Genomic DNA, 23225 nt, shown 5'->3' with positions numbered 1-23225 from the left:
TAGCCGCTGAAGGACACGATCACCTGGTCCATCGCGCCCTGGAGCTCCTCGAACAGCAGCCGCGTGTCCTCCGACGTGGGCTGCTGCTCCAGGGGAAGCCCCTCCCAGAGGCCCGAGATGAGCCGGCCCATGAGGACGTACTCGGCCGTCACCTCCTCCTGGTTGAAGCCCACCCGCACACGCTGGCTGATGTGCGTCTCCTCCAGGCGCTTCTTCGTCTTCGCGGGGTCGCCCCGGTGCCCCTGCCGGGAGATGGCCGCCAGGGTCGAGAGGTATTCGGGGAAGGTGTCGGTCCGCTCGTACGGGGTGAGGCCCCGGGCGGACTCCCACTTCGCCACCTCCTCCGTATAGCGCTCGACGAGCTGCTCCCGGTTCCTCTCGATGAACTCCGCGACCGTCGTCATACCGTGGGTCTTCCTCGCACCCCCGAGGGTGGTGAGGACCCACGCCTCACGCCAGCACGGTGTTGGGGGGGGCGTTGTCCTTTCAACGCGGGAGCGGAGACCCCTCCCCCCCTGGGAGAAGACCCGGGTGAGGGTCTACGCTCTGGACCGCCCATGGAGCCCCTCTTCACGCCCGAGCAGCTCGCCGAGATCAAGGCCTACCACCTGCCGCTCTACATCCGGAGCGCGGTGAGCCCGCTCGTCTACCTGGGAGTCCTGGCCCTCCTCCTGGGCGTCCTGGTGCGGCCCTTCTACCGGTGGTCCCAGTCCTGCGCGGCCTGGCTGTCCCGGCGGTTCGCCTTCTTCCGGACGGCGCCGGTCAGCCGGGTCGTCATCCAGGCGATGGACCGGCTCTGGGGCGAGCCGGGCTGGGGCGCGGCCATCCTCTTCGCGCTGCTCGTGGAGTTCTTCATCGAGCTCGTCTACGTCCCGGCGAACATCTACTTCGGCTATGTGCTGGAGCACCGCCACGGCATGTCCACGTACACGCCGCTGCGCTACCTGCTGGACGAGCTCAAGGGCATCGCCCTGGAGGGTTTCGCCGTGTCGGCGCTGGCGCTGGGCCTGTACGGGCTGGCCCGGCGGATGAACCGCTGGTGGCTGGTGCTGGGCATCCCCACGGCGCTGCTGATGCTGGGCGCCTCGGTGCTCGATCCGTACCGCAGCCAGGTCTATTTCGAGCAGACCCCCTTGGAGCAGGGGCCCCTGCGCGAGCGCATCACCGCGCTCATGGCGCGCGCGAACGTCCCCTTCCAGGACGTGCGGGTGGAGAAGACGTCCGTGGCCAGCAAGCGCCTCCAGGCGTACTTCGCGGGCCAGGGCCCCACGCGCACCATCGTGCTCAACGACGTCATCCTCCGCGAGCTTCGAACCGGACGAGATCCTCGCCGCCGTCGCCCACGAGGCCGGCCACGCCCACGAGTCGAAGTGGCCGGGGCGCATCGCCTCCTCGGTGGCCCTGGTGGGGATCCTCTTCGTCATCGACCGGATGCTGCGGCTCTCCGCCGCCCGGGGCTGGTTCGGCACCACGCGCTTCGCGGACATCCGCACCTTCCCGCTGCTGTGGCTGCTCTCCTTCTTCGTCTTCTTCCTGAGCGCGCCCCTCTCCGCGGCCTTCTCGCGCGAGCGCGAGCGCGAGGCGGACCAATACGCCCTGCGACTCACCCAGGACCCCGCCGCCTTCCGCCGCATGCTGGTGAAGGCCGCCCGGGTGAACAAGATGGACCCCGAGCCCCCCCGCTGGATCGTCCTCAAGGGCTACAGCCACCCGCCCATCGGCGAGCGTCTGGCCGCGGTGCCTCCCGCTCCAGAAAAAAGAGCGTCAGAGCCCTCGCCCTGACGCTCTCCCCCCGGGCCGCATGTGCCCTGCTCCCCTCCACGGCCCGGCGGTCCCTCGCGGCTCCGCGGACTACGCCTTCGCCCGCGGCTCCTCCTTCACCTTCTCCACCGCCGCCAGCGCGATGGCCCGCACCAGCGCCTTCGCCCTGCGGCCCGCCGACGTCTGCCCCTTCGGATCCGCCTCCACCGCGTTGGCCAGGTCCGTGAAGCCCTGCCGGTTGCCCCGCCGCAGGTACAGCTCGCCCCGGTTCACCAGCGCCACCGGGTTGGCCGGGTCCCTCGCCAGCGCCGCGCTGTACTCGGTCACCGCGTCCTCCAGCCGGCCCAGCTTCTGGTACACCGTGCCCAGCGCCGCGCGGCTCGCCGAGTCCTTCGGGTTCCCCTCCACCAACCCCTCGAAGAGGATGCGCGCCTCCTCGTAGCGCCCCGCCGCCGCCAGGTCACACCCCACCTGCGCAATCGCCTTCGCCTCCTCGAAGGTCATCCCCTCCACCTCCGCCCACGTCAGCTCCCCGCGCACGAACGCCTTCAGCTTCTCCGCCGTCGCCGTCTCCATGGTTCCTCCCTCGTACTTGATGACGCGTCCCATCTCCGCTCACGCGCTCCGCATGTTGGAGAGGGCCGTCTTCGCCATCTCGTTGAACTTCATGGACAGCGTGCTCATCATCTCGAACATCATCTTCCGCTTCTCCACCAGCTTCTGGAGCCGCATGGAGATGCGATCGATGTCGCGCTGAGCATCCGTGAGCGCCTTCTCGTCCCCCTTCCCGTTCTTGATGCCGGCCTGCCTGTCCTGCGCCGCCGCCAGGTCATCCATCGTCTGGAGGATCTCCCCGTCCATCTTCTCCGTGAGCGCCATGAGGATGGCCTCGATCTTCTCCTCCAGGCTCATGTTCGGGTCGTTGATGATGCCCTTCATGCTCGAGCCCGCCGTGCCGCTCGTGGAGCCGGACGGCGCGCTGCCCGTGGACGCCCCCGGACGCTCGGGCCGCCCGTACTGCGCGAAGTCCGCCTTCACCTTGTTGAGCTCGTTCTGGAGGTTGCCCTGGCTGATGCGGTCGTCGTTGAGCGAGTCCCCGAGGAGCTGCCCCAGGGAGTGGACCCCCACCGCGGTGTCGAGCCGCTCGAAGTAGCCCGGGTTGTCCACGAGGAAGCGGGCCGCCTGGCGCAGCTCGGGCGACACCCGCGCGTCCTCGGAGATGCGCTTCAGGTCCCCCCGCGACAGCGAGCCGTCCAGCTTCCCGTCCGTCGCGTCCAGGTACCGGAAGTTCTGTTGGAGCGTCTGCAGCGCATGGAAGTAGTCGTTCATCTTCGGGTCCAGGTGGCTGCCCCGGGCCGGGCCACAGGACTGCTCCGGGCCGCTCGTCCCCACCGGCGAGGCCCCATGCCGCGCGGGCGCCGCATAGCCCTCACACGCCTGCGCGTTGTCGGCGGGCGGCTTGTACTCGGTGGTGGCCGGCGGGTTCTTCGTCAGCTCCTGCGCCAGCCCCATCGCGCCGTCGGCCGCCAGCATCACATTGCCCGTCATCGCCCCCACGGCCACCTTCGCCGCGTTGGTGATGGCCGGCGGCAGTCCCAGCGCATTGCCCGCCGCGTCGATGAGCGCGCCTCCCGACAGCAGGCTCGTCACACTGCCCAGTGCACTGCCCAGCCCCCTCAACAAGTCACTCATGGTGCCTCCCTCGCGGCGCCGGGGCTCCGTGCCTCCGGGTGCCGCGCTCCGTGTTCCGCGCCTGACGGATTGCAGCCGCGATGCCGGGCCCCGCCCGGGGGGTGGCTCCAACGAATTCAGTGGTTTAGGCCGCTCACCGGGCGAGCGCGGTCCTGCCTCGCGGACGGGACGGTCCACAGCGGGGGATTGCGGTTAGATTCCGCCGCGCATGCGCACCCTGGGCCTCGATTACGGTACCAAGACGATTGGCGTGGCCGCCTCGGACGGCCTGGGCCTCACCGCCCAGACGGTCACCACCATCCGCCGCACCAACCTCAAAGCCGACCTCGCCGCCCTCAAGGAGCTGGTGCGGGAGTACGAGGCCGATCGCTTCGTCGTCGGGCTGCCCCTCAACATGGACGGCTCCGAGGGCCCTCGCGCCGAGGCCACCCGCAAGTTCGTGGAGGCACTCACCGAGGTGCTCGGCCTGCCCGTGGAGCTGTGGGACGAGCGACTGTCCACCGTGGCCGCCCAGCGCACCCTCCTCGAGGCGGACGTATCGCGCGCCAAGCGCCGCGAGGTCATCGATCAGATGGCCGCCCAGTTCATCCTCCAGGGCTGGCTCGATGCCAGACGCCCGCCGTCCTCGGGGGATGACTACGACGATCGCGATTATGACCCGGAGGCGTAGGTGAAGAAGGCCCTGCTCGCCCTGCTCGTCCTCGTGGTGCTCGCGGCGGCCGCCGCCGGCGGTTGGTATCTGCGCCGCGAGCGGCTCGTCTCCGAGTTCGCCACCGCTCCCGTCACCCTGCCCGCCCAGGGCGTCACCCTGACCGTGCCCACGGGCACCGGCCCGAAGACGCTCGCCCGGATGCTGGCGGACGCGGGCATCGTCACGGACCCGGAGCTGCTCTACCTCTACATCCGCCGCGAGCAGGCCGGCCCCCGGCTCAAGGCCGGCGAGTACCTCTTCGAGGGCACCCTCACCCCCGCGCAGGTGGTGGAGCAGCTCGCCTCCGGCAAGGTGAAGCTCTACCGCTTCACCGTCCCCGAGGGCCTGCGCGTCGAGGAGATCCTCCCCATCCTCGCCAGCTCGGAGCTGAAGCTGGACTTGAAGGAGCTGGAGCGGCTCGCCGCGGACCGCGCCTTCCCGCGCACGGCCGGCGTGCCCACCCCGTCCCTCGAGGGTTTCCTCTACCCGGACACGTACGCCTTCACCCGCAACGCCACCGCGGAGCAGGTGCTGACGAAGATGGTGCAGCGCTCGCTGGAGGAGTACCGGAAGGCGGACGCGCAGCGGAAGAGCGGGGTGAAGCTCTCCCTGCTGGAGACGTTCACCCTCGCCTCCATCGTGGAGAAGGAGACGGGCCAGCCCCAGGAGCGGCCCCGCATCTCGTGCGTCTTCCACAACCGGCTGCGCCAGGGCATCAAGCTGCAGACGGACCCCACGGTCATCTACGCCATGAAGCTGCTGCGCGGGGTGTACTCGAAGAACATCACCCGCAGGGACCTGGAGACGCCGCACCCGTACAACACGTACACCACCGCGGGGCTGCCGCCGGGGCCCATCGCCAGCCCGGGCGCCGCCGCGCTCCAGGCCGCCCTCCACCCGCTCGAGTGCGACGATCTCTTCTTCGTGTCGCGCAATGACGGCACGCACATCTTCTGCCCCACCCTGGAGTGCCACGAGGCGGCGGTGCGGAAGTGGCAGGTGGAGTTCTTCCGCAACAAGCGCCGTCAGCAGCGGACGGGCGGAGCCCACTAGCTCCACCTCTCGGCCACCGGGCCAGCGGGGATGCGCGAAGCCCTTCGTCACCTCGCCGCTCGAGGAGCCGTGGCGCGAGGCCCGCTCCCCCTTCGAGTCAGGCTGTGTCCAACCTTGGAAGGTGAAGGGACTCTTCCCTTTCCCTCTTCAGGGAGGTGACACATGGCAACAGCGGCGCAGCAGCGAGCAGGCGTGGGATTCCTCGCGGGGCCTCCGGTGAAGGTGAGCTGGGGTTCCATCTTCGCCGGAGTGGTGACGGCACTCGGGTTGTGGGCCCTGCTGTATTCGTTCGGCCTGGCCCTGGGGCTCTCCTCCATCAACCCGCAGGACGCCGGGAGCGCGAAGTCCTCCGGCATCTTCACCGGCCTCTGGGGCCTCATCTCCCCGCTGATCGCCCTCTTCGTGGGCGGCATCGTGGCCGGACGTTGCGCGGGCGTGCAGACGAAGGCGAGCGGCGGCATCCACGGGATGGTGATGTGGGGCCTCACCACGCTCGTGGGCATCTGGCTGCTCGGCAACATGGTCTCCGCCCTTGCGGGTGGGCTGTTCTCCGTCGGCAAGTCGGCCGTGCAGGCCACGGGTTCCGCGGTGTCCGCGGGCGCCTCGCAGGCGGGCGGCCTGGGACAGGTGGCCAGGAGCTTCGGGCTCGATGCCAATGATGCCCTGCGCCCCGTCAACGAGCGCCTGGTCGCGGAAGGCAAGCCCGCGATCACGGCGAACCAGCTCGAGGCCGCGACCAAGGACGTGGTGCAGACGGCGGTGCAGCAGGGCCGGCTCGACCGGCAGCTCCTGGTGAGCTCCATCGCCGAGAACACGGCCCTCTCGCGCGCGGATGCCCAGGAGGTGGCGAGCCGCGTGGAGTCCCAGTTCAACGCCGCCCAGGGCCAGGCGGGACAGGCCGTCCAGCAGGTGCAGACGGGCGCGCTCCAGGCCGCGGATGCCACCGGCAAGGCCTTCTGGGGCGTCTTCGGAGCCCTCTTCCTGGGGCTCATCTCCGCCATCCTCGGAGGCACCGTGGGCGTGAACAAGCGCCAGCGCATCTCCGCCGAGGGCGCCGTGGTGACGACTCCGCCCGAGGGTGGGCTGCCTCCGCCGCGCCGCGAGGTGTATCCGTAGACGCCTTGTCCAGGCTTGACGCCCTCAACGGGCCCGGTGCCTCCCACAGGCGCCGGGCCCGTTCGCACTCCGGACACCCCGAGAGGCCCGGGTTCCTGGACGAAGCCTGGACAGCAATGCGGCCGGGCGTCCGTCGTGACGCGCTGTGCCGCAACGTCCCACCGCCCCCATCGTTTGCCCTGGAACCACTCAACAGGAGGCAGCCATGTTCCAGCGCACGCAGTTGAGAGAAGGCATGACGGTCCGCAGCATCGACGGCGAGAAGCTCGGCAAGGTCTTCGCGCTGGGAGACGACTCGTTCCACATCGAGAAGGGACTATTCTTCCCGAAGGACTACCTCGTCCGGTACGCGGACATCAGTGACATCCGGGATGGGGAGATCATCCTCATGCACGGCCGCGAGAGCCTGCGGAGCCTGTCGGACACGGACAAGTACGGCAGCACCACCACCGGGTACGACACGACGAGCGGCCTCGGCACGAGCGCGGGCCTCGGCACGAGCGCGGGCCTCGGCACGAGCGCGGGTATCGGCACGGACACGGGCCTGAGAGCGGACGCGAGCACCGAAGTGGCCATCCCCGTGCACAAGGAGGAGCTGGACGTCACCAAGCGCGACGTGTCGGCCGGTGAGGTCCGCGTTCACAAGGACGTGGTGGAAGAGGTGAAGACGGTCAGCGTCCCGGTACGCCGCGAGCGCGTACGGGTGGAGCGCCGCGACGTCAATCCGGACCGGCCCGCCATGAACGCCTCCTTCCAGGATGAGACGGTGGTGGTGCCCCTGCGCGCCGAGGAGGTGGACGTCCACAAGCGCGCCGTGGTGGATGAAGAGGTGGTCATCCGCAAGGACTCCATCGAGGAGGAGCGCCGCGTGGCCGAGTCGGTCCGGCACGAGGAGGTGGAGATCAGCACTCCCGACGACGTGGACAGCAAGCGCTCGCTGAACCTCGGCCCCGATGACGATCCGCTCCTGCGCCGCCGGTAACACCCGGCGCCCAGGTGCACCCGGCCCCCCGGGTGAGGTTCTCCCGGGGGCCGGTCAGTGGACGACCTTCTCCGGCTCCCGCGCATCAGCGGGGTGCCTCGGCAACCGCACCGTGAAGGTGGTGCCCTCCGCATCGCGGGAGCGCACCTCCACGCTGCCCCCGTGGGCCCGGGCGATCTCCCGGACGATGAAGAGGCCCAGCCCCAGCCCCGACGTGGGGTGCGCATCGCCCTCCACCGCGCGCCGGAAGGGTTCGAAGATGCCCGCCAGCAACTGCTCCGGAATGGAGGGCCCCTCGTTGTGCACCTCCACGCGCACGGCCTCGCCCTCGTCATGGAGCGAGAAGCCCACGGACGTGTCCGCCGGGCTGTAGTCGAGCGCGTTCTTGCCCAGGTTGCCCAGCAACTGCGAGAGCCGGTCCGGGTCCCACTGCCCCACGAAATCGCCCTCGGCGTCCAGCCGCAGCTCCCGGCCCGGGAAGCCGATCTCCAGCTCCTCCATCACGTGCCGGCACAGGTGCCGGAGGTTGACGCGCTGGGGATGGATGGGAATGCCGCCCCCCAGCCGTCCCCGCGTGAAGTCGAGCAGCTCGCCAATCATCCGGCTCATGCGCTCCCCACTGGTGACGATGCGGCGCACCATCTTCGTGTGGCTGGCCGGAATGCCCTCGGTGCGCAGCAGCGCGTTGGCTGACAGCAGGATGGCGTTGAGCGGGTTGCGCAGGTCATGCGAGACCACGCCCAGGAAGCGCTCGCGGAACTCCGCCGTCTGGCGCAGCCGCTCCTCCTGCCGCTTGCGCTCGGTGATGTCCACCACCACGCCCCCCACCCCCAGCACCTGCCCGTCCCGTGCGCGGACCGGGAAGTAGTCCGCCATCCAGTGGTGCACGGTGCCCGGCTCCGTGGCCGTGATGGCGCTGTACTCGTGGGCTTGCATCGCCTCGCCCGTCTCCAACACCCGCCGCAACAGGGGCTCGATCAGCGGCGCCCTGTCCGGCACCACCTCGGCCACCGTCCGCCCCACGTGCTCCTCCACGGAGCGGCCGTTGGCGGCGGCCAGCGCCTCGTTGACGCGCAGGTAGCGCAGCTCCGTGTCGAGCAGGGCCATGCTCGCCGGCGCCCCGGCCAGCAGCGAGTCCAGCAGCGCGAGCGTCTCCGCCTGCTGGCGCTCCACCGCCCGCTCCCGGGCCGCGAGCTGCGCCTGGACGATGAGGCTCGTGGCCCGGCTCACCATCGCCCGGAAGAGCAGCTTGTCCTCGCTGGAGAACTCGAAGGCCGTGCGGCTGCCCATGTGCGCCACGCCGATGACCTCTCCCGCGTGCAGCAGGGGCACCCCGTAGAGGGCACGCGTCCCCCGGCTCCGGATGGCCTCGCTCTTCACCAGCGGATCCGTCGCCGCCGAGCGCACCTCCTTCGGGCACCGCTCGGCGGCGATCGCCCCGGAGAAGCCCTCGCCCAACCGCAGGCTGAAGCCGGAGGCCACCAGCTCCTCCAACCCCACCGAGGCGTGCACCCGGAGCACATCCCCCTCGCGCAGCAGCAGCGTGACGGAGTCCACCGCCTCGGTCGTCTCCAGCATCACGCGCAGCAGCTTGGGCAGGAAGATGTCCGCGTCCTCCGTGCCCAGCGCCGCCTCGGAGATGCGGTCGAGCGCCACCAGGGTGCGCTCCCGCGCCCGGGCATAGCGCGAGACGGCGGACGCCACGGCCTCGTCGAACGTCCGGTTGAAGCGCACCACCTCCTGCATCGCCACGGCCAGGGACGCCGCGCCGGCCGACTCGACGTGCTCCGCGTAGAGCTGGAGGATGCAGCCGCGCAGCAGGGCGTACTCCCCGGCCACCTCATCCAGGTCGAACCCCGAGTCCAACCGCTCCAGGGCATGCACCTCCGGCAGGTCCTCGAGCGACTCGTGGCCCCCGGTCCGCACCGTCTCCACCACGTGGGCGATCCGGTCCAGCAGATCTGGCAGGTGATCGAGCAGCCGGGGGCGGGAGAGATCTCGGGCAAAGGGAAGCCGGCGCACCGTGCGCTCCCACTCCTGCAAGAGGCGGACGCGGTTCTCCCGAATGAAGGAGCCAAGCTCCAACCGTTCCCGTTCCGTCCCGATGCCTTCGTTCTTGTTCATGACGAAGAACAGGAACCCCTGCCGCGCAGCGGATCTGGCGGCCTCTTCCGGGCGCCCGCTCCCCAGGCCGGTGGAGGAGGAGCCGGCGCCTCCCGGGCCCGTGGCTCAGTGCAGCGCCCTGTCCGGAGACGGCGCACGGGGGGCGTGCCGGGGCAGCCGCACGGTGAAGGTGGTGCCTTGCCTCTCGCGGGAGCACACCTCCACGCGGCCCCCGTGGGCCCGGGCGATCTCCTGGACGATGAAGAGGCCCAGCCCCAGGCCCGACGTCGGATGGGCGTCCCCCCGCACCGCGCGCCGGAAGGGCTCGAAGATGCCCGCCAGCAACTGCTCCGGAATGGGGGGCCCCTCGTTGTGCACCTCCACGCGCAGGGTGTCGCCCTCGTCGTGGAGCGTGAAGTCCACGGGTGTCTCCGCCGGGCTGTAGTCGAGCGCGTTCTTGCCCAGGTTGCCCAGGAGCTGCGAGAGCCGGTCCGGATCCCACGTCCCCAGGAAGTCTCCCGTCCCCTTCAGCCGCAACTCCCGGTCCAGGTGGACGGCCTCCAGCTCCTCCATCACGTGCCGGCAGAGGTGGCGGAGATTGGCCGGCCGGGGCGAGATGGGAATGCCCCCACCCAGCCGCCCCCGCGTGAAGTCGAGCAGCTCGCCAATCATCCGCACCATGCGCTCGGTGCTGGCGGTGATGCGGCGCACGGCCTTCAGGTGCTGCCGGGTCACGCAATCCGACTGCATCAGCGCATGGGCGGCCAGGAGGATGGCGTTGAGCGGATTGCGCAGGTCGTGCGAGACGATGCCCAGGAAGCGCTCGCGGAACTCCGCCGCCCGGTGCAGCTCCTCCTCCTTGCGCTTGGACTCGGTGACGTCCATCACCGCCGCGCCCAGGCCCATCACCCGCCCATCCGCCGCACGCACCGGGAAGTAGTCCGACACCCAGTGGTGGAGGACCCCCGGCTCATGGGCGCTCATGGCCTGGGCCTCGAGCCCCCTCAGCGGCTCGCCCGTCTCCAGCACCCGCCGCAGCAGCGGCTCCACCAGGGGGGCGTACTCCGGCAGCACCTCGGCCACCGTCCGCCCCCGGTGGGCCTCCACGGACAGGCCATTGACCCGGGCCAGCGCCTCGTTGATGTGCACGTAGCGCAGCTCCCCATCCAGGAGCGCCAGGCCCGCGGGCGCCACGGAGACCAGGGCGTCGAGCTGCGCCATCCGCTCCTCGGTCCGCTTGCGCTCGGTGATGTCCACCACCACCGAGCCCACCATGAAGACCTGCCCCCGCCCGTTCCACACCGGGTAGTAGCTCACCAGCCAGTGGCCCCGCTCCCCCGCCAGGCCCGGCGTGGTGCCCGACACCTCGAGTTCCAGCAGCGGCTCCCCGGTGCCGAGCACGTGCCGGTAGAGGGGCTCGACGGTGGGCGCCAGCTCCGGGAGCACCTCCCGCACGGTGCGTCCCACCGTGCTCCCCACCGGAATGCCATTGATGGCGGCGAGCGCGTGGTTGATGCGGACATAGCGCAGCTCCCGGTCCACGAAGGACAGGCCCACGGGCGCGGTGGCCAGCACCGTGTCGAGCAGGGCCAACGCCTCGGCCGTCTCCACCTCGCGCAGCAGCCGCTCCGTCTCGTCACGGGCGGTGAGCACCGCCCCGGCCAGCGAGCCGTCCGGCCGGCGGATGGGCAGCGCGGTGCCGCACAGCGTTCGCACCGAGCCATCCGGCCGGCGCACCACCCAGTGGGCCTCCGTCACCGGCGCTCCCCTCAGGGCGCGGGCCAGGGGCGCCTCCTCCCGCGACAGGGGACGGCCCTCCACGGTGAGCAGGCTGGACTCCAGGGCCCACCGGGGAGCGGCCATCTCCTCGCGGCTCACCCCGTGCAGCCGCTCGGCCTCCGCGTTGAAGATGCGAATCTGGCCCCGCTCGTCCGCCATCATGATGGCGTCCCCGCTCTGCTCGATGACCAGGCGCAGCAGCTCCTTGCGCTCCTGCGCCTCCTGGCGGGCCGCCCGCTCACGGGCGACGAGCCGCGCCTGGACGATGAGGCCCGTGGCCCGCGTCACCATCGCCCGGAAGAGCAGCTTGTCCTCGTGGGAGAACTCGAAGGCCGTGCGGCTGCCCATGTGCGCCACGCCCAGCACGTCCTCGCCCTCGAGCAGGGGCACCCCATGGAGGGCCCGGAGTCCCTGCTCCGCCGAGCGCAGCTCCTTCGGGCACCGCTCGGCGGCGATCGCTTCCGAGAAGCCGGAGGGCACCCGCGCCTCCAGCCCCACCGAGGCGCGCACCCGCAGCACGTCCCCCTCGCGCAGCAGCAGCGTGACGGAGTCCACCGACCCGGTCGTCTCCAGCATCACGCGCAGCAGCCTGGGCAGGAAGGCCTCCAGGTCCTCCGTCCCCAGCGCCGCCTCGGCCAGCCGGTCCAGGGCCACCAGCGTCCGCGCGCGCGCCCGGGCATAGCGCGAGACGGCGGCCGTCACGGCCTCGTCGAACGTCCGGTCGAAGCACACCACCTCGCGCATCATCCCGCCCGCTTCCCACGGGCCCACCCCCGCGAGGTGCTCGCCATAGAGCTCGAGGACGCAGGCCCGCAGCACCGCGTACTCCCGGGCCACCTGCTCCACGTCCAGGCCCACGTCCAGCCGCTCCGGCGCATGCTCCTCGGGCATCCCCTCGAGCGTCCTCTCCTCTCCGGTGTGCACCGTCTCCACCACCCCGGCCACCCGCTCCAGGAAGGCGGACAGGTGCTCGATCAACCGGGGGTGGGAGAAGTCCCGCGGCACCGCGAGGCGGCGGACCTCCCGCTCCCACGACTCGAGGATGCGGGGGCGGTGCTCGCGGATGAAGTCGCAGAGACGGACCCGCCCCTGGGCGGCAGGGGCCTCGTGTTCAGCCATACCTCCAAGAATGCGTCGACCCACTCCTCCGTGTTCGCCCGCGGGTACCTCGAGCACTCGGAGCTGTGCCTGCCTGGCGGCCCAGGTGACCTGGCCAGGAAATGCGAGAGAGAGTTGCAACACGGCAGGGCGCTTGACCTGCTAGGTTGAGGTCCTGGGAGGTAGACCTCGCGTGTCCGCACGTTTCCTTTCCCCAGTCCCAAGCGCGCCGTCCCTCTTCGCGACGAGGGGGCCATGAGTCCGCCCGACACGTCCCCGCTGCCACCCGGCACCCGCATTGGCGGGGACGTGGTGGAAGCCGTGCTGGGCTCCGGCGGCTTCGCCACCGTGTACCGGGTGCGCGGCCCCCAGGGCCACCTGTCCGCCCTCAAGCTGCTGCCCCTGGACGAGGGCCCCGAGCGGGCCGCGCGCGCCTGGCGGGAGATGTCGCTGGGCCTGCGCCTGCGCCACCCCAACCTCGCGCGCCAGTTGGGCGCGGGCCAGTGGCCTCCGGACAAGCCTCGCTTCCTCTGGGTGAAGCTGGAGCTGATTGTCGGCTCCACCCTCGAGGAATGGGGTTGGGCGCCCGGGCGCACCGTGGGCGAGGTGGTGGACCGGGTGTTGGAGGTGGCGCGTGCGCTGGCGGTGGCACACGAGGCCGGTGTCATCCACCGGGACGTGAAGGAAGCCAACATCCTGGTGCGCGAGAGCAACGAACAGGCGGTGCTGGTGGACTTCGGGGTGGGCTACCACAAGGGGGACCCCACCCTGACGAAGGGGATGTTTCCTCCCGGCACGCCGCCCTACCGCGCGCCGGAGGCCTGGGCCTATGGCCGCGCGCACGCGGGCGAGCCGGGCGCGCACTACCGGGCCGGGCCGGGAGACGACCTGTACGCGTTGGGGGTGGTGCTCTACCGGCTGCTGACGGGCCGCTTCCCCTTCCGGCCCCACGAGGACGGGGGCGAGGACGTGGAGGCGGTGCTGCACCAGACGCCCCTGCCGCCGCACCTCGTCAACCCGCGCGTGCCCCGGGCGGTGGAGGCGGTGTGCCTGCGGCTGCTGGCCAAGAGTCCGGAGGCGCGCTACCCGGGCGCCGTGGCGCTGTACGAGGCGCTGGAGGAGTTGCGGGCCCGGGAGGACGTGGCCTGGAATGCGCCGCTGCACCCGGAGACCCGGCCCCCCGTGAAGCGCCGGGCGCGCGGGGGGCGGCTGCTGGCGGCGGTGGGCCTGGGGTTGGCCGTGGCGTTGGGGGCCTGGTGGCTCGGCTCCGGCCAGGAAGTGGCGCCCGGGGGGCACGCACCGGAACCTGTGCGGGCCGTGGCCACGCCTCCCGCCGAGGCGCCCCGAAAGGACGATGCTCCCGTGAAACCAAAGCAGCCGCAGCCGTCTGGCCCCCAGCCCGAAGCCCCCGCCAGGCGCCGGACGCCCGCCGTGCGCACCGCGTGCCTGGGCCTCACCGGCGCCGCCCTCCAGGCCTGCCTGGGCACCCCTCAGCAGGTGCCTCCCGTGCGCCGCGCCCCTCCTCCCGAGGCGTGCCCCGCCGGAGCCGTGGAGCTCATGACGGACACGCTCGGCCTGGACGTGGGGGAAGTGAGGAGCATGGCGTGGAACGAGGACAACCTCCGCACCAAGAAGCCCGTGCGCGTGGACGCGGACGTGTCCCTCTTCGTGCCGGGCGACTGGGAGGCGGGGGCGCATCTCAGTCCCGGGATGGTGGGCTACAAGGTCGCGCTGCCGGGCGACACCCGCTTCTTCGGGCGGCTCTACTTCGGCGAGACGCGCGTGTACGGCCGCTTCACCGAGGCCCGCACGCCCACCGGGGAGACGTACCCGGTGTGCATGGAGCTGACGGACTCGAGCGAAAACGTCGGCCTCGAGTACAGGGCCGGCAGCGGGCCGGGGAAGGTGCTGGTGGACGCCGTCGTGGGGCTGCGGGTGGTGGACCGCTTCAAATAGGCCGGCCTGGAGCCAGCACGGGCGGAAAGCCGGGCGGGCCCGGACACCACCGGACAGGAGATGTGGTAGAGGCCAACTTCCCCGGTCTCGTCCGCTCTCCCTGGAGGTTCGCGCCCCGTGTCCGTCCTGCCCGCCGTCATCCTCGTGGGAACGAGGCTGCTCTTCGCCCCCACCACCGCCGAGCCTTCACCCCTGCCCCGCTGTGAGAGGGGCACGCGCCACCTCGAGCTGGCAGCGGAGGGCTCCGGCGGGGCCCCCGAGGTGTGCATCCACCCGGGGCTCTCCACCACCCTTGTCTTCGACACGAAGCTGGTCCGCATGGAGCTGGCAGGGCCAGGACGTTTCCGGGTGGCGGACCTGGGGACGGAGTCCCTGACACTCGTGCCCACGAAAGCGCTGGGAGATGGGGAGCGCGTGCCGCTGACGGTGTTCTTCCAGGACGGCGCGGCCCCGGCGAGCGCCACCTTCTCGCTGGTGGTGCACCCCTCCGAGGCCGAGCGGCAGGTGGAGGTGACGCGCGAGCCGTGCACATGTGCCTCCTGCCAGGAGGGAGAGCGGCGGGCGCGGGAGGAGGCCCGGCAATGCGGGCAGGAGAAGGCGCGGCTGGAGGCGGAGTGCGCCGGGCGGAGGGGTCTCCTGGGTCTCATCGCCCAACGGCTCCTGGGCGAGGGCGGCATCGCCGATGAGAACATCGCCAAGAGCGTCACCTGGCGCCCGGGCAATACGCTCACCAGCAGCAGGGCACGCAGCTACCGCTCCGACACCGGGCGAGTGGAGGGCGGGGACCGGGTGGTGCGGCTGGCCCTGGAGCAGGAGGTACGGAACCTGGGGACCCGGCCCTGGACGCCCGCGGGTGCGGTGCTGATGGGGCCGCGGCACACGGAGTGGAAGGCGCTCGGCGTGTGGACCCAGGGGCCCATCCCGCCGGGGAAGACGCGCCGCATCGGGGTGGAGGTGGAGATGACGGAGGAAGAGGCGCGCGGCACCTTCACCCTGAAGCTGTGGAGCCAAGACGGTGGCCCCGGGGAGTTCTTCGACGGCGTGACGTTCCCGTAGCTCGACGTGCGGTGCGGCCGTCAAACCCCGGAGAGAGGATGAGGGTTGTGCGTGCCCGGCATGGCGCCTGCCCGGCGGCTCACGAGCCCGGCATCGACCGCCGCGCGATCTCCGTCAACGTGAGGCGCTTGCGCACGGGGTCCACCTCATAGACCGCGATGTGGTTGCCCACCGACAGGGAGCGGGTCTCCAGGGGCCGGATGTACTTCTGCGGCAGGGGAGCGGGCGTCTCGGGCCTCATCCGGGCCGCGATCGCGTCCAGGGCCTCGCGAATACGCTGGTACGTCTCCAGCGGCAGATGGGCCATCTGCCTCCAGGCGTTCGGACTCACTTCCACGGTGTATCGGGTGAGGCTCTCGGGTCGACGCATTCCGAAGCTGTTCAGAGCAGGATCCGGGCCAGCTCCCTCGTCTGTCTTCTTCAACACTTATCGCAGGGCTCGAGAGCGAGCCTGAAGTCCTTACAGGCACAAACCGGAAGAATGTTCAGTCCGGTGCTGTGGGAGCTGTGCGATCAGGATGGGGGGCAGCCGGGGGAATGTTCGCTCTCCCCGGGGAAAGGGGAGCCTCGGGTGCGAGCCCGAAGGGGCCTGCATATGTCCCTTGAATGACGGCACCGCGCATCCACGAGCTTGTCCGGGAGTCCGGCCGGTTCCACGCATGAGCGGGAGACCGGAACCTCTCCATGAGCCCGCATCCGACCATCCCCCGCCCCTTCGATGCCTCGCCCTGGAGCGGACCGGACACGCTCATCTCCGCGCAGTTCGCCTCCTTGTGGGAGGCGCCCATCGGCCTGGCCTTCCTCGACGAGCACCTGCGCTACCTGCGCGTCAACAAGACGCTGGCCGCCCTCAACGGCCTGCCGCCCGAGGCGCACCTGGGCAAGAGCATCACCGAGGTGCTCCCGCAGCTCGAACGCGTCCTGTCCACGGGCCAGCCGGTCATCGACGCCCTCCTCACGGGCCGGACCCGCGCCACGGGCGGCCAGGCCCCCCCTTACCTGGCCGGCTACTACCCGGTGAGGGATGAGGCCGGAACCCTCGTGGGCCTGGGCGCCACCGTCCACGACATCACCGGCGAGTCGCGTTTCCGCTCGCTGGTGATGGCCACGGCCCAGGTGGTCTTCACCGGCCAGCGGCCAAGGGAGGAGCTCGGGTGGGAATGGGTGGGGACGAACACCGATGACTCCAGCGACAAGCGGGCCCAGGAGGAGCGGGCACGGCTGACGGTGCGGGACGAGGGCATCGGCATCGCGCCGGAGCACCTGCCGCGCATCTTCGGCCGCTTCGAGCGCGCGGTGTCCGAGCGCCACTACGGGGGCGGGGGCCTGGGCCTGTACATGACGCGGCGGCTCGTCGAGGCGCTGGGCGGCACGGTGCACGTGGAGAGCACGCCCGGGGCGGGGACCACCTTCACCGTGGAGCTGCCGTTGCGGCCTCCCGCGGAGGGGAGCCGCCCGTGAACTTCGATCCGCACGCGTCGGAGTCCCCGCCCACCACGCTGGCGGACGTGCTGGAGACGCGGCACGAGGAGCTCATCCAGCGGTGGACGGAGCGGCTGCGCGAGGGGCTCGCCCCGGCCCCCCGGACGCAGGCGGCGCTGGAGGACCACATCGGCGAGTACCTGTGGGAGATGGCCCGGGTGCTGCGCCGGCACACGGCCCCCGGCGCGCCCCCGGTGCCGGAGTGGCTGCCGGTGGCACGCGAGCACGGAGGCCAGCGGCTGCGCATCGGCTTCGACGTGCAGGCGCTGGTGCGCGAGTACCACGTGCTGCGCGAGTGCATCCTGGACCTGGTGGAGGAGACGGGCGTGCGCGTCACCCTGGGGGAGGTGCGGGCCCTGACGGCCTTCATCACCACCGGCATCGCCGAGGGCGTGGCCGAGTACCAACGCCAGCGCGACGCCGTCCAGCGCGTGGAAGCGGAGCGACTCCGGGCGCTGCTGGACCAGGCCCCCGTCTCCATCTTCGCCAAGGACGCCGAGGGCCGTTACCTCTATATCAACCGCCACCAGCAGCAACTCATGGGCCGCCCGCTCGAGGAGATATTGGGCCGGGACGACTCCGCGCTCTTCCTCGCGCCGCTGGCCGGGACCGTCCGGGCCAACGACGCCCGGGTGCTGGCGGGCCGGGCCGGCACGTTCGAGGAGGTGGTCGAGTTCGACTCGGGCCCGCGCACGTACCTGTCGGTGAAGTTCCCCCTGGCCGGCGCCGAGGGCCTTCCCACGGGAGTCGGGGCCATCTCCCTGGACATCACCGCGCGCAAGGCCGCCGAGCAGGCCGTGCGCGAGAGCGAGGCACGCTTCCGCCTGCTGGTGGAGGGCGTGGAGGACTACGCCGTCTACCTGCTGGACATCGAGGGCCGGGTCATCAGTTGGAACACGGGCGCCGAGCGCATCAAGGGCTACAAGCAGCGCGAGGTGCTCGGCCAGCACATCGCCCTCTTCCACACGCCGGAGGATCGGGAGGCCGGGGTGCCCGAGCGGTGCATCCGCGCCGCGGTCACCCAGGGCCACTGCCGGACGGAGGGGCAGCGCGTGCGCAAGGACGGCAGCCGCTTCTGGGCGGAGATCGTCATCACCGCGCTGCGCGACGAGGCGGGCGTGCTGCGCGGCTTCTCCAAGTTCACCCGCGACATCTCCCGGCGCAAGCGCGCCGAGCAGACGCTGCTCGAGACGACACAGCGGCTGCGGGCCATCCTGGAGACGGCGGTGGACGGCATCATCACCATCGACGAGCGGGGCCGCATCCAGGGCGTCAACCCGGCCACCACGCGCCTCTTCGGCTACGCGCCCGAGGAGCTCATCGGCCAGAACGTCAGCATCCTCATGCCCGAGCCCTACCGCGGCGGGCATGACGGCTACATGGAGCACTACCTGCGCACGGGCGAGCGCAAGGTCATCGGCATCGGCCGCGAGGTGCACGGCCGGCGCAAGGACGGGAGCGTCTTCCCCCTGGAGCTGCACCGTCAGCGAGACGCTGCTGCCCCAGGGGCGCCTCTTCACGGGCATGGTGCGCGACATCACCGCGCGCAAGCGCGCCGAGCAGAACCAGGCCTTCTTCCTCGAGGCGGGCACCCTGCTGTCGCAGTCGCTCGACCTCGCCACCACCCTGAAGAAGCTCACCTCCCTGGCCGTGAGGCACCTGTGCGACTACTGCATGGTGGACCTGCTGGGGGAGGACGGACAGTTGCACCGCCTGGAGCTGGCGACCCGCCATCCGGAGATGGACGGCCTCCTCCAGCGCACGCGGCCCTACCCGCCCTTGATGGGAAGCCACAGTCCGCTGATCCGGGCGCTGGAGAGCGGCGAGGCCCTGGCCGTGCCGGAAGCTCACCTCCGCGTGGCTGGATTCCGCCGCACGGAACGCGGAGCACCGGGCCCTGCTGGAGGCGCTCGGTCCGAAGTCCGTGGCCCTGGTGCCCCTGGTGGCCCGCGGCCGCAAGCTGGGCATCATCAACCTCGCCTGGCTCCAGCCCCACACCCACCGGAACGCATTCGCCGAGGACCTGGAGGTGGCCAAGGGCCTCGCGGACCGTGCCGCCGTGGCCATCGACAACGCGCGCCTCTTCCAGCAGGCGCAGGAGGCCATCCGGGTGCGCGAGGACGTGGTCGCCATCGTCAGCCACGACCTCCGCAACCCCCTCAACGCCATCTCCCTGTCGGCCACCCTGCTCGAGCGCGAGGCCGTCAACGAGCGCACCACGAAGACGGCCCACCGCATCGCCTCGGCGGCGGACCGGGCCAGCGGGATGATCCGCGATCTGCTCGACTTCACCCAGGCGCGCGTGGGGGGCGGCATCCCCATCCATCCCCAGCCGCTGGACTTCCATGAGCACGTGCGGCGCGTGGTGGAGGAGGTGCGGCTGGCCTGGCCCGGGCGCCGCATCGGCTTCCAGGCCAGCGGCGAGGGCCGGGGTGAAGCGGATGAGGGCCGGCTGGCCCAGGTCGTCACCAACCTGGTGGGCAATGCCCTGCAGCACAGCCCTCCGGGCACCGCCGTCCGGGTGTCCACCCGGGGCGTGGACTCGAGCCTCGTGCTCGAGGTGCACAACGAGGGCCCCGCCATCCCCGCCGAGCTGCTGCCCACGCTCTTCGAGCCCTACCGGCGGGGAGCGGAGGCCGGCGCGGGCCGGGGCAGCCTGGGCCTGGGCCTCTACATCACCCGGGAGATCGTCCTCGGCCACGGCGGCACCCTGGACGCGCGCTCCACCCCGGAGGACGGCACCACCTTCACGGTGCGGCTGCCCCGCCATCCCCCCGCGAAGGGCGGCTGAGCCCGCCTACGTCCCGCGCGCCTCGCGGTAGAGCAGCGCGTTGTCCACGGCGAGCCCCGCCCGCCGCGCCAGCTCCTTCACGAGCGGCAGATCCTTCTCACTGAACTGCCGGCCGCTCTCGGACTGCACCAGGGTGAGGGCGCCCAGCACCCGTCCGCGCGACAGGAGGGGCACACACAGCGAGGAGCGGAACCCCAACGTGCGCGCCAGGCGCAGGTGCTCCTCGCTGCGCGCCAGGGAGGGCAACAGCTCCTCCGGCATGTGCGGCAGCAGCAGGGGCTCGCCCGTGCGCAGCACCTGGCCAATCCCTCCATGGGAGATGTCGATGGGCCAGCGGCGGGCGATCTCGAAGGCGAGCGCCGCCTTCTCCGGCTCGCAGTGATCCGCGGCCACCCGCTCCACCACGCCCGCCTCGGAGAGCAGATCCACCGCCGCCCAGTCCGCCAGGCGCGGCACGACCAGCTCCGTCAGCTTGCGCAGGACGGTGCGATCCTCCAGGGAGGAGAGCAGCTCGCCCGCCTCGGCCAGCAGCCGGAAGCGGCCCTCGCTCTCCCGCAGCGCCTGCTCGCGGTTGCGCGCCTCCGTCACGTCCCGGGCCACGGCGAGCACCGAGCGCACCTCTCCGTGCGCGTCCCGCTCGGGCACCACGTGCGCCTCGAAGGCCCGGGACCCCGACGGCGTGGAGAAGACGAACTCGAGCGAGGTGTCCCGGCCCGCGAACGCCTCGGTGAAGGAGTCCTTCCACTGGCCCACCCGTTCCGCCGGCATGCCGAGCTCGCTCATGGTGCGGCCCTGGAAGTGCTCCGAGGGCTGTCCCAGGAGGCGCTCGATGACGGGGTTGACGTAGAGCAGGCGGCGCTGGGGATCGAAGCGGGCCACCAGGTCGGGGATGTTCTCGGCCAGGCCGCGGAACTCGGCCTCGCGCTGGCGCAGCTCCGCCTCGGCGGCCTCGAGCTTGCGCCGCGCGTGCACCTGCTCCGTCACCTCCACCGCATGGGTGAGCAGCCACGCCACCTCGCCGTGCTCGTCCCGGAGCGGCTGGTAGACGAGGTTGAAGAAGGTCTCCTCCCCGCGGCCCTTCCCCTGCCTGTCGAGCGTCACCGGGAACTCGCGGCCCACGAAGGGCTCGCCGGTGCGCATGGCGCGCCGCTGCGCCTCCATCACCGCCGGCTGCGAGGCGATCTCCGGCATCACCTCGCGCAGCGGCCGGCCCAGGGTGACGGGCCGGCCCAGCATCTTCTCGTAGAGCGGGTTGGCGAACTCGAAGACGAAGTCCATCCCCCGGGTGAGGGCGATGGCCGCCGGCGTCTGCACCAGCAGGCTCAGCAGGCGCGCGCGCTCCGTCTCGGCCTTCTCGCGCTCCGCCTGCACCTTGAGCCGCTCGCGGTGCAGGTACAGCTCGACGAACACCTCCACCTTGGCGCGCAGCACCTGCGGATCGAACGGCTTGAAGAGGAAGTCCACCGCCCCCATGGCATAGCCGCGGGAGGTGAAGGCCACGTCCGCCGTCAGCCCGGAGATGAAGATGATGGGGGTGCGGCGCGAGCGATCCCGCTCGCGCATGAGGCGCGCCACCTCGAAGCCGTCGATGTCCGGCAGGTGCACGTCCAGCAGCACGAGCGCGCAGTCCATTCCCAGCAGCAGCCGCAGCGCCTCCCCTCCCGAGGAGGCCGTCACCAGCCGCTGGCCCAGGGGTGCCAGCAACGCCTGGAGTGCCACGAGCTGGTTGGGGCTGTCGTCGACGATGAGGATGCTCGCTTGATCCGTGGCGTGGGAGGGCCCGGAGAGCGGCGCGGCGGACTTCATGGCCTGGGAGCCTGTCGAGGGGGTGTCACGAGCGGGGGGGATTCTGGGACCCAGTCTCCAGGCTTTGTCTCATGGAGACGAGAGCCCCTGCCAGGGCGTCCCCGGCTCTGTCACCTGGACAACCGTGGGGGAAGGCTCAGCGGCGCCGGTAGACGTGCAGCGGCGCGGAGAAGCCGTCCTGCTCCTCGTAGGCCACGCCATCGAGCGTCAGCGTGCGGCCCTCCAGCTTCACGCCCGGATCCTTCACCAGCGTGCCCTGGTCGAAGCGCACGAGGTACTCCGGCTGGGCCAGGCGCAGGTGCTTGCGGAAGGTCTCCCAGCGCACGCGGGCCAGCCGCTCCTCCGGCAGGCCGGAGAAGAAGGCGAGCTGGAGATCCATGTAGTTGGGATCCTGATCCACCACGGCCGCGCCGCCCTTGGCGGCGACCTCCTCCTCGAGGAAGCGGGCCACCTGCATGAGGGGCACGGGGTTGGTGGAGGTGGGGCTCACCGGCCGGAGGCTGTCCTGCCAGCGGCCATCCGCGCGGAAGGTGAAGAGGCCCAGGGCGAGGGGCACGGCCACCGCCAGCACGGTGCACACGCCGGCCACGGCCTTGCGCGCCCCGGCGCCGCGCACCGCCTCGAGGCCCGGCACGACGAAGGGCAGCAGCACCGCCAGCTCCGTCACCGTGAAGCGGCCCAGGGGCTGGAAGTCGAGCAGCACCACGGCGCGGAAGGTGAAGTAGGCGGCGGGCACCACCGCGGCGAGCACCAGCCAGCGCGTGTCCGGCCGCTCCCGCCACGAGCGCCACATGCCCACCATGCCCAGCAGCGCCACGCCCGGCGACAGCGTCAGCAGCGCCACGCCCGGCCAGAAGCCCAGGCTCTCCAGCCGGAAGCGCCACTCGCCCACCCGGGCCACGCCCTCGCGCGTCCAGTCCGCGTGGAATTGCTCCACCACGTGGATGGGGAAGAAGGGGTCTCCGTGCGCCATCTCGTTGCCCTGCATCCACAACAGCGGGAAGGGCAGGCACAGCAGGCCGAAGCCCACCGCGCGCGTGAGGGCGGCCACCCGGTCCTCGCCCCAGAAGAGCAGCGCCACGGCCAGCAGCGGCATGAACATCCACGCGTCGTAGCGCGTGGCGCACGCCAGGTTGAGCACCAGCGCGGCCCCGAAGAGGGGCCCCATCCGGTTCTCGTCCAGCCCCTGGGCGATCAGCGCGAACACCCCCAGCATGAAGAAGAGCGACATCGCCTCGCTGGCCGCCGTCGTGGACATCTGCAGGTGCATGCCCCAGACGGAGAAGGCCAGGGAGGCCCACACGCCGGCGCGCCAGTCGAACAACCGCCGGGTGAGCGCGAAGAGCGGCACCACCGACAGCACTCCGAAGAGCAGGCTCACCAGCCGGCCCGCGAGCGCCTTGTCCTGCACCACCTTCAGCGCGGCGCCCACCCCGTACAGGTGCAGCGGCCCGAACTGGTAGGCCCCATCTCCATAGGAGGTGATGAGGTGCGGCTCACGCACCCAGCGCTCGGCGAGCTCCGTGCGCGCCACCGCGTCCCCGTAGAAGTTCTCATTGAAGGGCATGAGCAGCAGCCGCGGCAGCAACGCCGCGCCCAGCAGCAGCAACAGCAGCAGCCGGGTGCTCGGCTCCGGGGCCACATCGGGCACGGCGGAGAGGACGGGGGAGGCGCCCGAGGGGCGGGGGGAGGCGGGAACGGACGAAGCGGACGGCATGAGGGCGCGCAGAATACGCAGGCCCGGCCCAAAGCCAAGCGAGCGCCCCCTTCCCACGGGTCTTTTTCCACCCTCCCCCATCAGGTTGTCTGTTGGACAGACAGGCGTGTACCCTGCGGCCCCGCCCGAATCCGGGCGATCC

Annotated in this window: 15 protein-coding genes and 5 pseudogenes; 13 read left to right on the top strand and 7 right to left on the bottom strand. The window is 71.4% G+C overall.

The genetic code is table 11. The annotated features are described in order from the left end of the window. Positions 1 to 129: 129 nt before the first annotated feature. The gene (locus ACN28I_RS40720) at positions 130 to 351 is read left to right on the top strand and encodes a hypothetical protein (RefSeq protein WP_420947276.1); all 222 of its coding nucleotides are present in this window, start codon (positions 130 to 132) and stop codon (positions 349 to 351) included. 206 nt (positions 352 to 557) lie between these two features. After that, positions 558 to 1782 (top strand): annotated as a pseudogene (locus ACN28I_RS40715) (M48 family metalloprotease). 69 nt (positions 1783 to 1851) lie between these two features. On the opposite strand, the gene ACN28I_RS40710 reads toward ACN28I_RS40715, so the two are convergent. Both ACN28I_RS40710 and ACN28I_RS40705 read right to left on the bottom strand, forming a co-directional pair. Further along, a complete protein-coding gene (locus tag ACN28I_RS40710) occupies positions 1852 to 2370 on the bottom strand; it encodes a tetratricopeptide repeat protein (protein WP_420947275.1) in 519 nt (172 codons plus the stop codon). A gap of 6 nt (positions 2371 to 2376) precedes the next feature. Beyond that, positions 2377 to 3453, bottom strand: a complete 1077-nt coding sequence (locus tag ACN28I_RS40705) for a hypothetical protein (RefSeq protein WP_420947274.1) — start codon at positions 3451 to 3453, stop codon at positions 2377 to 2379. A gap of 208 nt (positions 3454 to 3661) precedes the next feature. On the opposite strand from ACN28I_RS40705, the gene ruvX reads away from it, so the two are divergent. The 4 genes from ruvX (at position 3662) to ACN28I_RS40685 (ending at position 7295) form a co-directional block, all read left to right on the top strand. Further along, positions 3662 to 4123: a Holliday junction resolvase RuvX gene (ruvX, locus tag ACN28I_RS40700; protein WP_420947273.1), complete on the top strand. Its 462-nt coding sequence runs from the start codon at positions 3662 to 3664 to the stop codon at positions 4121 to 4123. After that, complete coding sequence (gene mltG / locus ACN28I_RS40695) at positions 4124 to 5197, top strand: endolytic transglycosylase MltG (RefSeq protein ID WP_420947272.1); 1074 nt, start codon at positions 4124 to 4126, stop codon at positions 5195 to 5197. It abuts the gene before it with no gap. Between the two features lie 162 nt (positions 5198 to 5359). Next, on the top strand, positions 5360 to 6313 hold the full coding sequence (locus tag ACN28I_RS40690; protein ID WP_420947271.1) for a hypothetical protein: 954 nt from the start codon (positions 5360 to 5362) through the stop codon (positions 6311 to 6313). A 205-nt stretch (positions 6314 to 6518) separates the two neighbouring features. After that, positions 6519 to 7295, top strand: a complete 777-nt coding sequence (locus tag ACN28I_RS40685) for a YsnF/AvaK domain-containing protein (protein ID WP_420947270.1) — start codon at positions 6519 to 6521, stop codon at positions 7293 to 7295. Between the two features lie 54 nt (positions 7296 to 7349). Here ACN28I_RS40685 and ACN28I_RS40680 read toward each other — a convergent pair whose 3' ends face one another. After that, the gene (locus ACN28I_RS40680; RefSeq protein WP_420947269.1) at positions 7350 to 9419 is read right to left on the bottom strand and encodes an ATP-binding protein; all 2070 of its coding nucleotides are present in this window, start codon (positions 9417 to 9419) and stop codon (positions 7350 to 7352) included. A 105-nt stretch (positions 9420 to 9524) separates the two neighbouring features. Then, positions 9525 to 12296 (bottom strand): PAS domain-containing protein, encoded by a 2772-nt coding sequence (locus ACN28I_RS40675; protein ID WP_420947268.1) that lies wholly within the window; start codon positions 12294 to 12296, stop codon positions 9525 to 9527. Between the two features lie 234 nt (positions 12297 to 12530). Here ACN28I_RS40675 and ACN28I_RS40670 point away from each other — a divergent pair, with 234 nt between their 5' ends. Next, on the top strand, positions 12531 to 14231 hold the full coding sequence (locus tag ACN28I_RS40670; protein ID WP_420947267.1) for a serine/threonine protein kinase: 1701 nt from the start codon (positions 12531 to 12533) through the stop codon (positions 14229 to 14231). A gap of 117 nt (positions 14232 to 14348) precedes the next feature. Continuing rightward, positions 14349 to 15287, top strand: a complete 939-nt coding sequence (locus ACN28I_RS40665; protein WP_420947266.1) for a DUF2381 family protein — start codon at positions 14349 to 14351, stop codon at positions 15285 to 15287. Between the two features lie 79 nt (positions 15288 to 15366). On the opposite strand, the gene ACN28I_RS40660 is transcribed toward ACN28I_RS40665, so the two are convergent. Then, positions 15367 to 15657 (bottom strand): type II toxin-antitoxin system RelE family toxin, encoded by a 291-nt coding sequence (locus tag ACN28I_RS40660; protein WP_420947265.1) that lies wholly within the window; start codon positions 15655 to 15657, stop codon positions 15367 to 15369. Positions 15658 to 15971: 314 nt separating this feature from the next. On the opposite strand from ACN28I_RS40660, the pseudogene ACN28I_RS40655 reads away from it, so the two are divergent. The 5 genes and pseudogenes from ACN28I_RS40655 to ACN28I_RS40635 form a co-directional block, all read left to right on the top strand. Continuing rightward, positions 15972 to 16358, top strand: a pseudogene (locus ACN28I_RS40655) (PAS domain-containing protein); the annotation flags it as partial. 144 nt (positions 16359 to 16502) lie between these two features. Continuing rightward, positions 16503 to 16748: pseudogene (locus ACN28I_RS40650) on the top strand (sensor histidine kinase); the annotation flags it as partial. Further along, positions 16745 to 18244 (top strand): annotated as a pseudogene (locus ACN28I_RS40645) (PAS domain S-box protein); the annotation flags it as partial. The pseudogenes ACN28I_RS40650 and ACN28I_RS40645, both read left to right, overlap by 4 nt. A 449-nt stretch (positions 18245 to 18693) precedes the next feature. Continuing rightward, positions 18694 to 18777 (top strand): annotated as a pseudogene (locus tag ACN28I_RS40640) (hypothetical protein); the annotation flags it as partial. 102 nt (positions 18778 to 18879) lie between these two features. After that, entirely contained in the window at positions 18880 to 19560 is a 681-nt protein-coding gene (locus tag ACN28I_RS40635; RefSeq protein WP_420948806.1) for a sensor histidine kinase, read from the top strand. A 6-nt stretch (positions 19561 to 19566) separates the two neighbouring features. On the opposite strand, the gene ACN28I_RS40630 is transcribed toward ACN28I_RS40635, so the two are convergent. Beyond that, positions 19567 to 21366 carry a PAS domain-containing protein gene (locus ACN28I_RS40630; RefSeq protein WP_420947264.1) on the bottom strand — a complete coding sequence of 600 codons (1800 nt, stop codon included), beginning with the start codon at positions 21364 to 21366 and terminating at the stop codon, positions 19567 to 19569. Between the two features lie 136 nt (positions 21367 to 21502). After that, positions 21503 to 23083, bottom strand: coding sequence for an ArnT family glycosyltransferase (locus ACN28I_RS40625; protein WP_420947263.1), 1581 nt, complete (start codon positions 23081 to 23083; stop codon positions 21503 to 21505). Between the last annotated feature and the right edge of the window lie 142 nt (positions 23084 to 23225).

Origin of the sequence: Archangium gephyra (genome assembly GCF_049060025.1) — a bacterium.
GTDB classification, from domain to species: Bacteria; Myxococcota; Myxococcia; order Myxococcales; family Myxococcaceae; genus Archangium; species Archangium gephyra_A.
This window is presented reverse-complemented; position numbering and strand designations above follow the sequence as displayed.

What these genes read in the sequence shown, in the direction of transcription:
- ACN28I_RS40690 (WP_420947271.1), top strand. Translation starts at nt 5,360, where the DNA reads ATGGCAACAGCGGCGCAGCAGCGAGCAGGCGTGGGATTCCTCGCGGGG.
- ACN28I_RS40670 (WP_420947267.1), top strand. Translation starts at nt 12,531, where the DNA reads ATGAGTCCGCCCGACACGTCCCCGCTGCCACCCGGCACCCGCATTGGC.
- ACN28I_RS40630 (WP_420947264.1), bottom strand. Translation starts at nt 21,366, where the DNA reads ATGAAGTCCGCCGCGCCGCTCTCCGGGCCCTCCCACGCCACGGATCAA.
- ACN28I_RS40705 (WP_420947274.1), bottom strand. Translation starts at nt 3,453, where the DNA reads ATGAGTGACTTGTTGAGGGGGCTGGGCAGTGCACTGGGCAGTGTGACG.
- ACN28I_RS40720 (WP_420947276.1), top strand. Translation starts at nt 130, where the DNA reads ATGAGGACGTACTCGGCCGTCACCTCCTCCTGGTTGAAGCCCACCCGC.
- ACN28I_RS40625 (WP_420947263.1), bottom strand. Translation starts at nt 23,083, where the DNA reads ATGCCGTCCGCTTCGTCCGTTCCCGCCTCCCCCCGCCCCTCGGGCGCC.
- ruvX (WP_420947273.1), top strand. Translation starts at nt 3,662, where the DNA reads ATGCGCACCCTGGGCCTCGATTACGGTACCAAGACGATTGGCGTGGCC.
- ACN28I_RS40685 (WP_420947270.1), top strand. Translation starts at nt 6,519, where the DNA reads ATGTTCCAGCGCACGCAGTTGAGAGAAGGCATGACGGTCCGCAGCATC.
- ACN28I_RS40680 (WP_420947269.1), bottom strand. Translation starts at nt 9,419, where the DNA reads ATGAACAAGAACGAAGGCATCGGGACGGAACGGGAACGGTTGGAGCTT.
- ACN28I_RS40660 (WP_420947265.1), bottom strand. Translation starts at nt 15,657, where the DNA reads ATGCGTCGACCCGAGAGCCTCACCCGATACACCGTGGAAGTGAGTCCG.
- ACN28I_RS40675 (WP_420947268.1), bottom strand. Translation starts at nt 12,296, where the DNA reads ATGGCTGAACACGAGGCCCCTGCCGCCCAGGGGCGGGTCCGTCTCTGC.
- ACN28I_RS40710 (WP_420947275.1), bottom strand. Translation starts at nt 2,370, where the DNA reads ATGGGACGCGTCATCAAGTACGAGGGAGGAACCATGGAGACGGCGACG.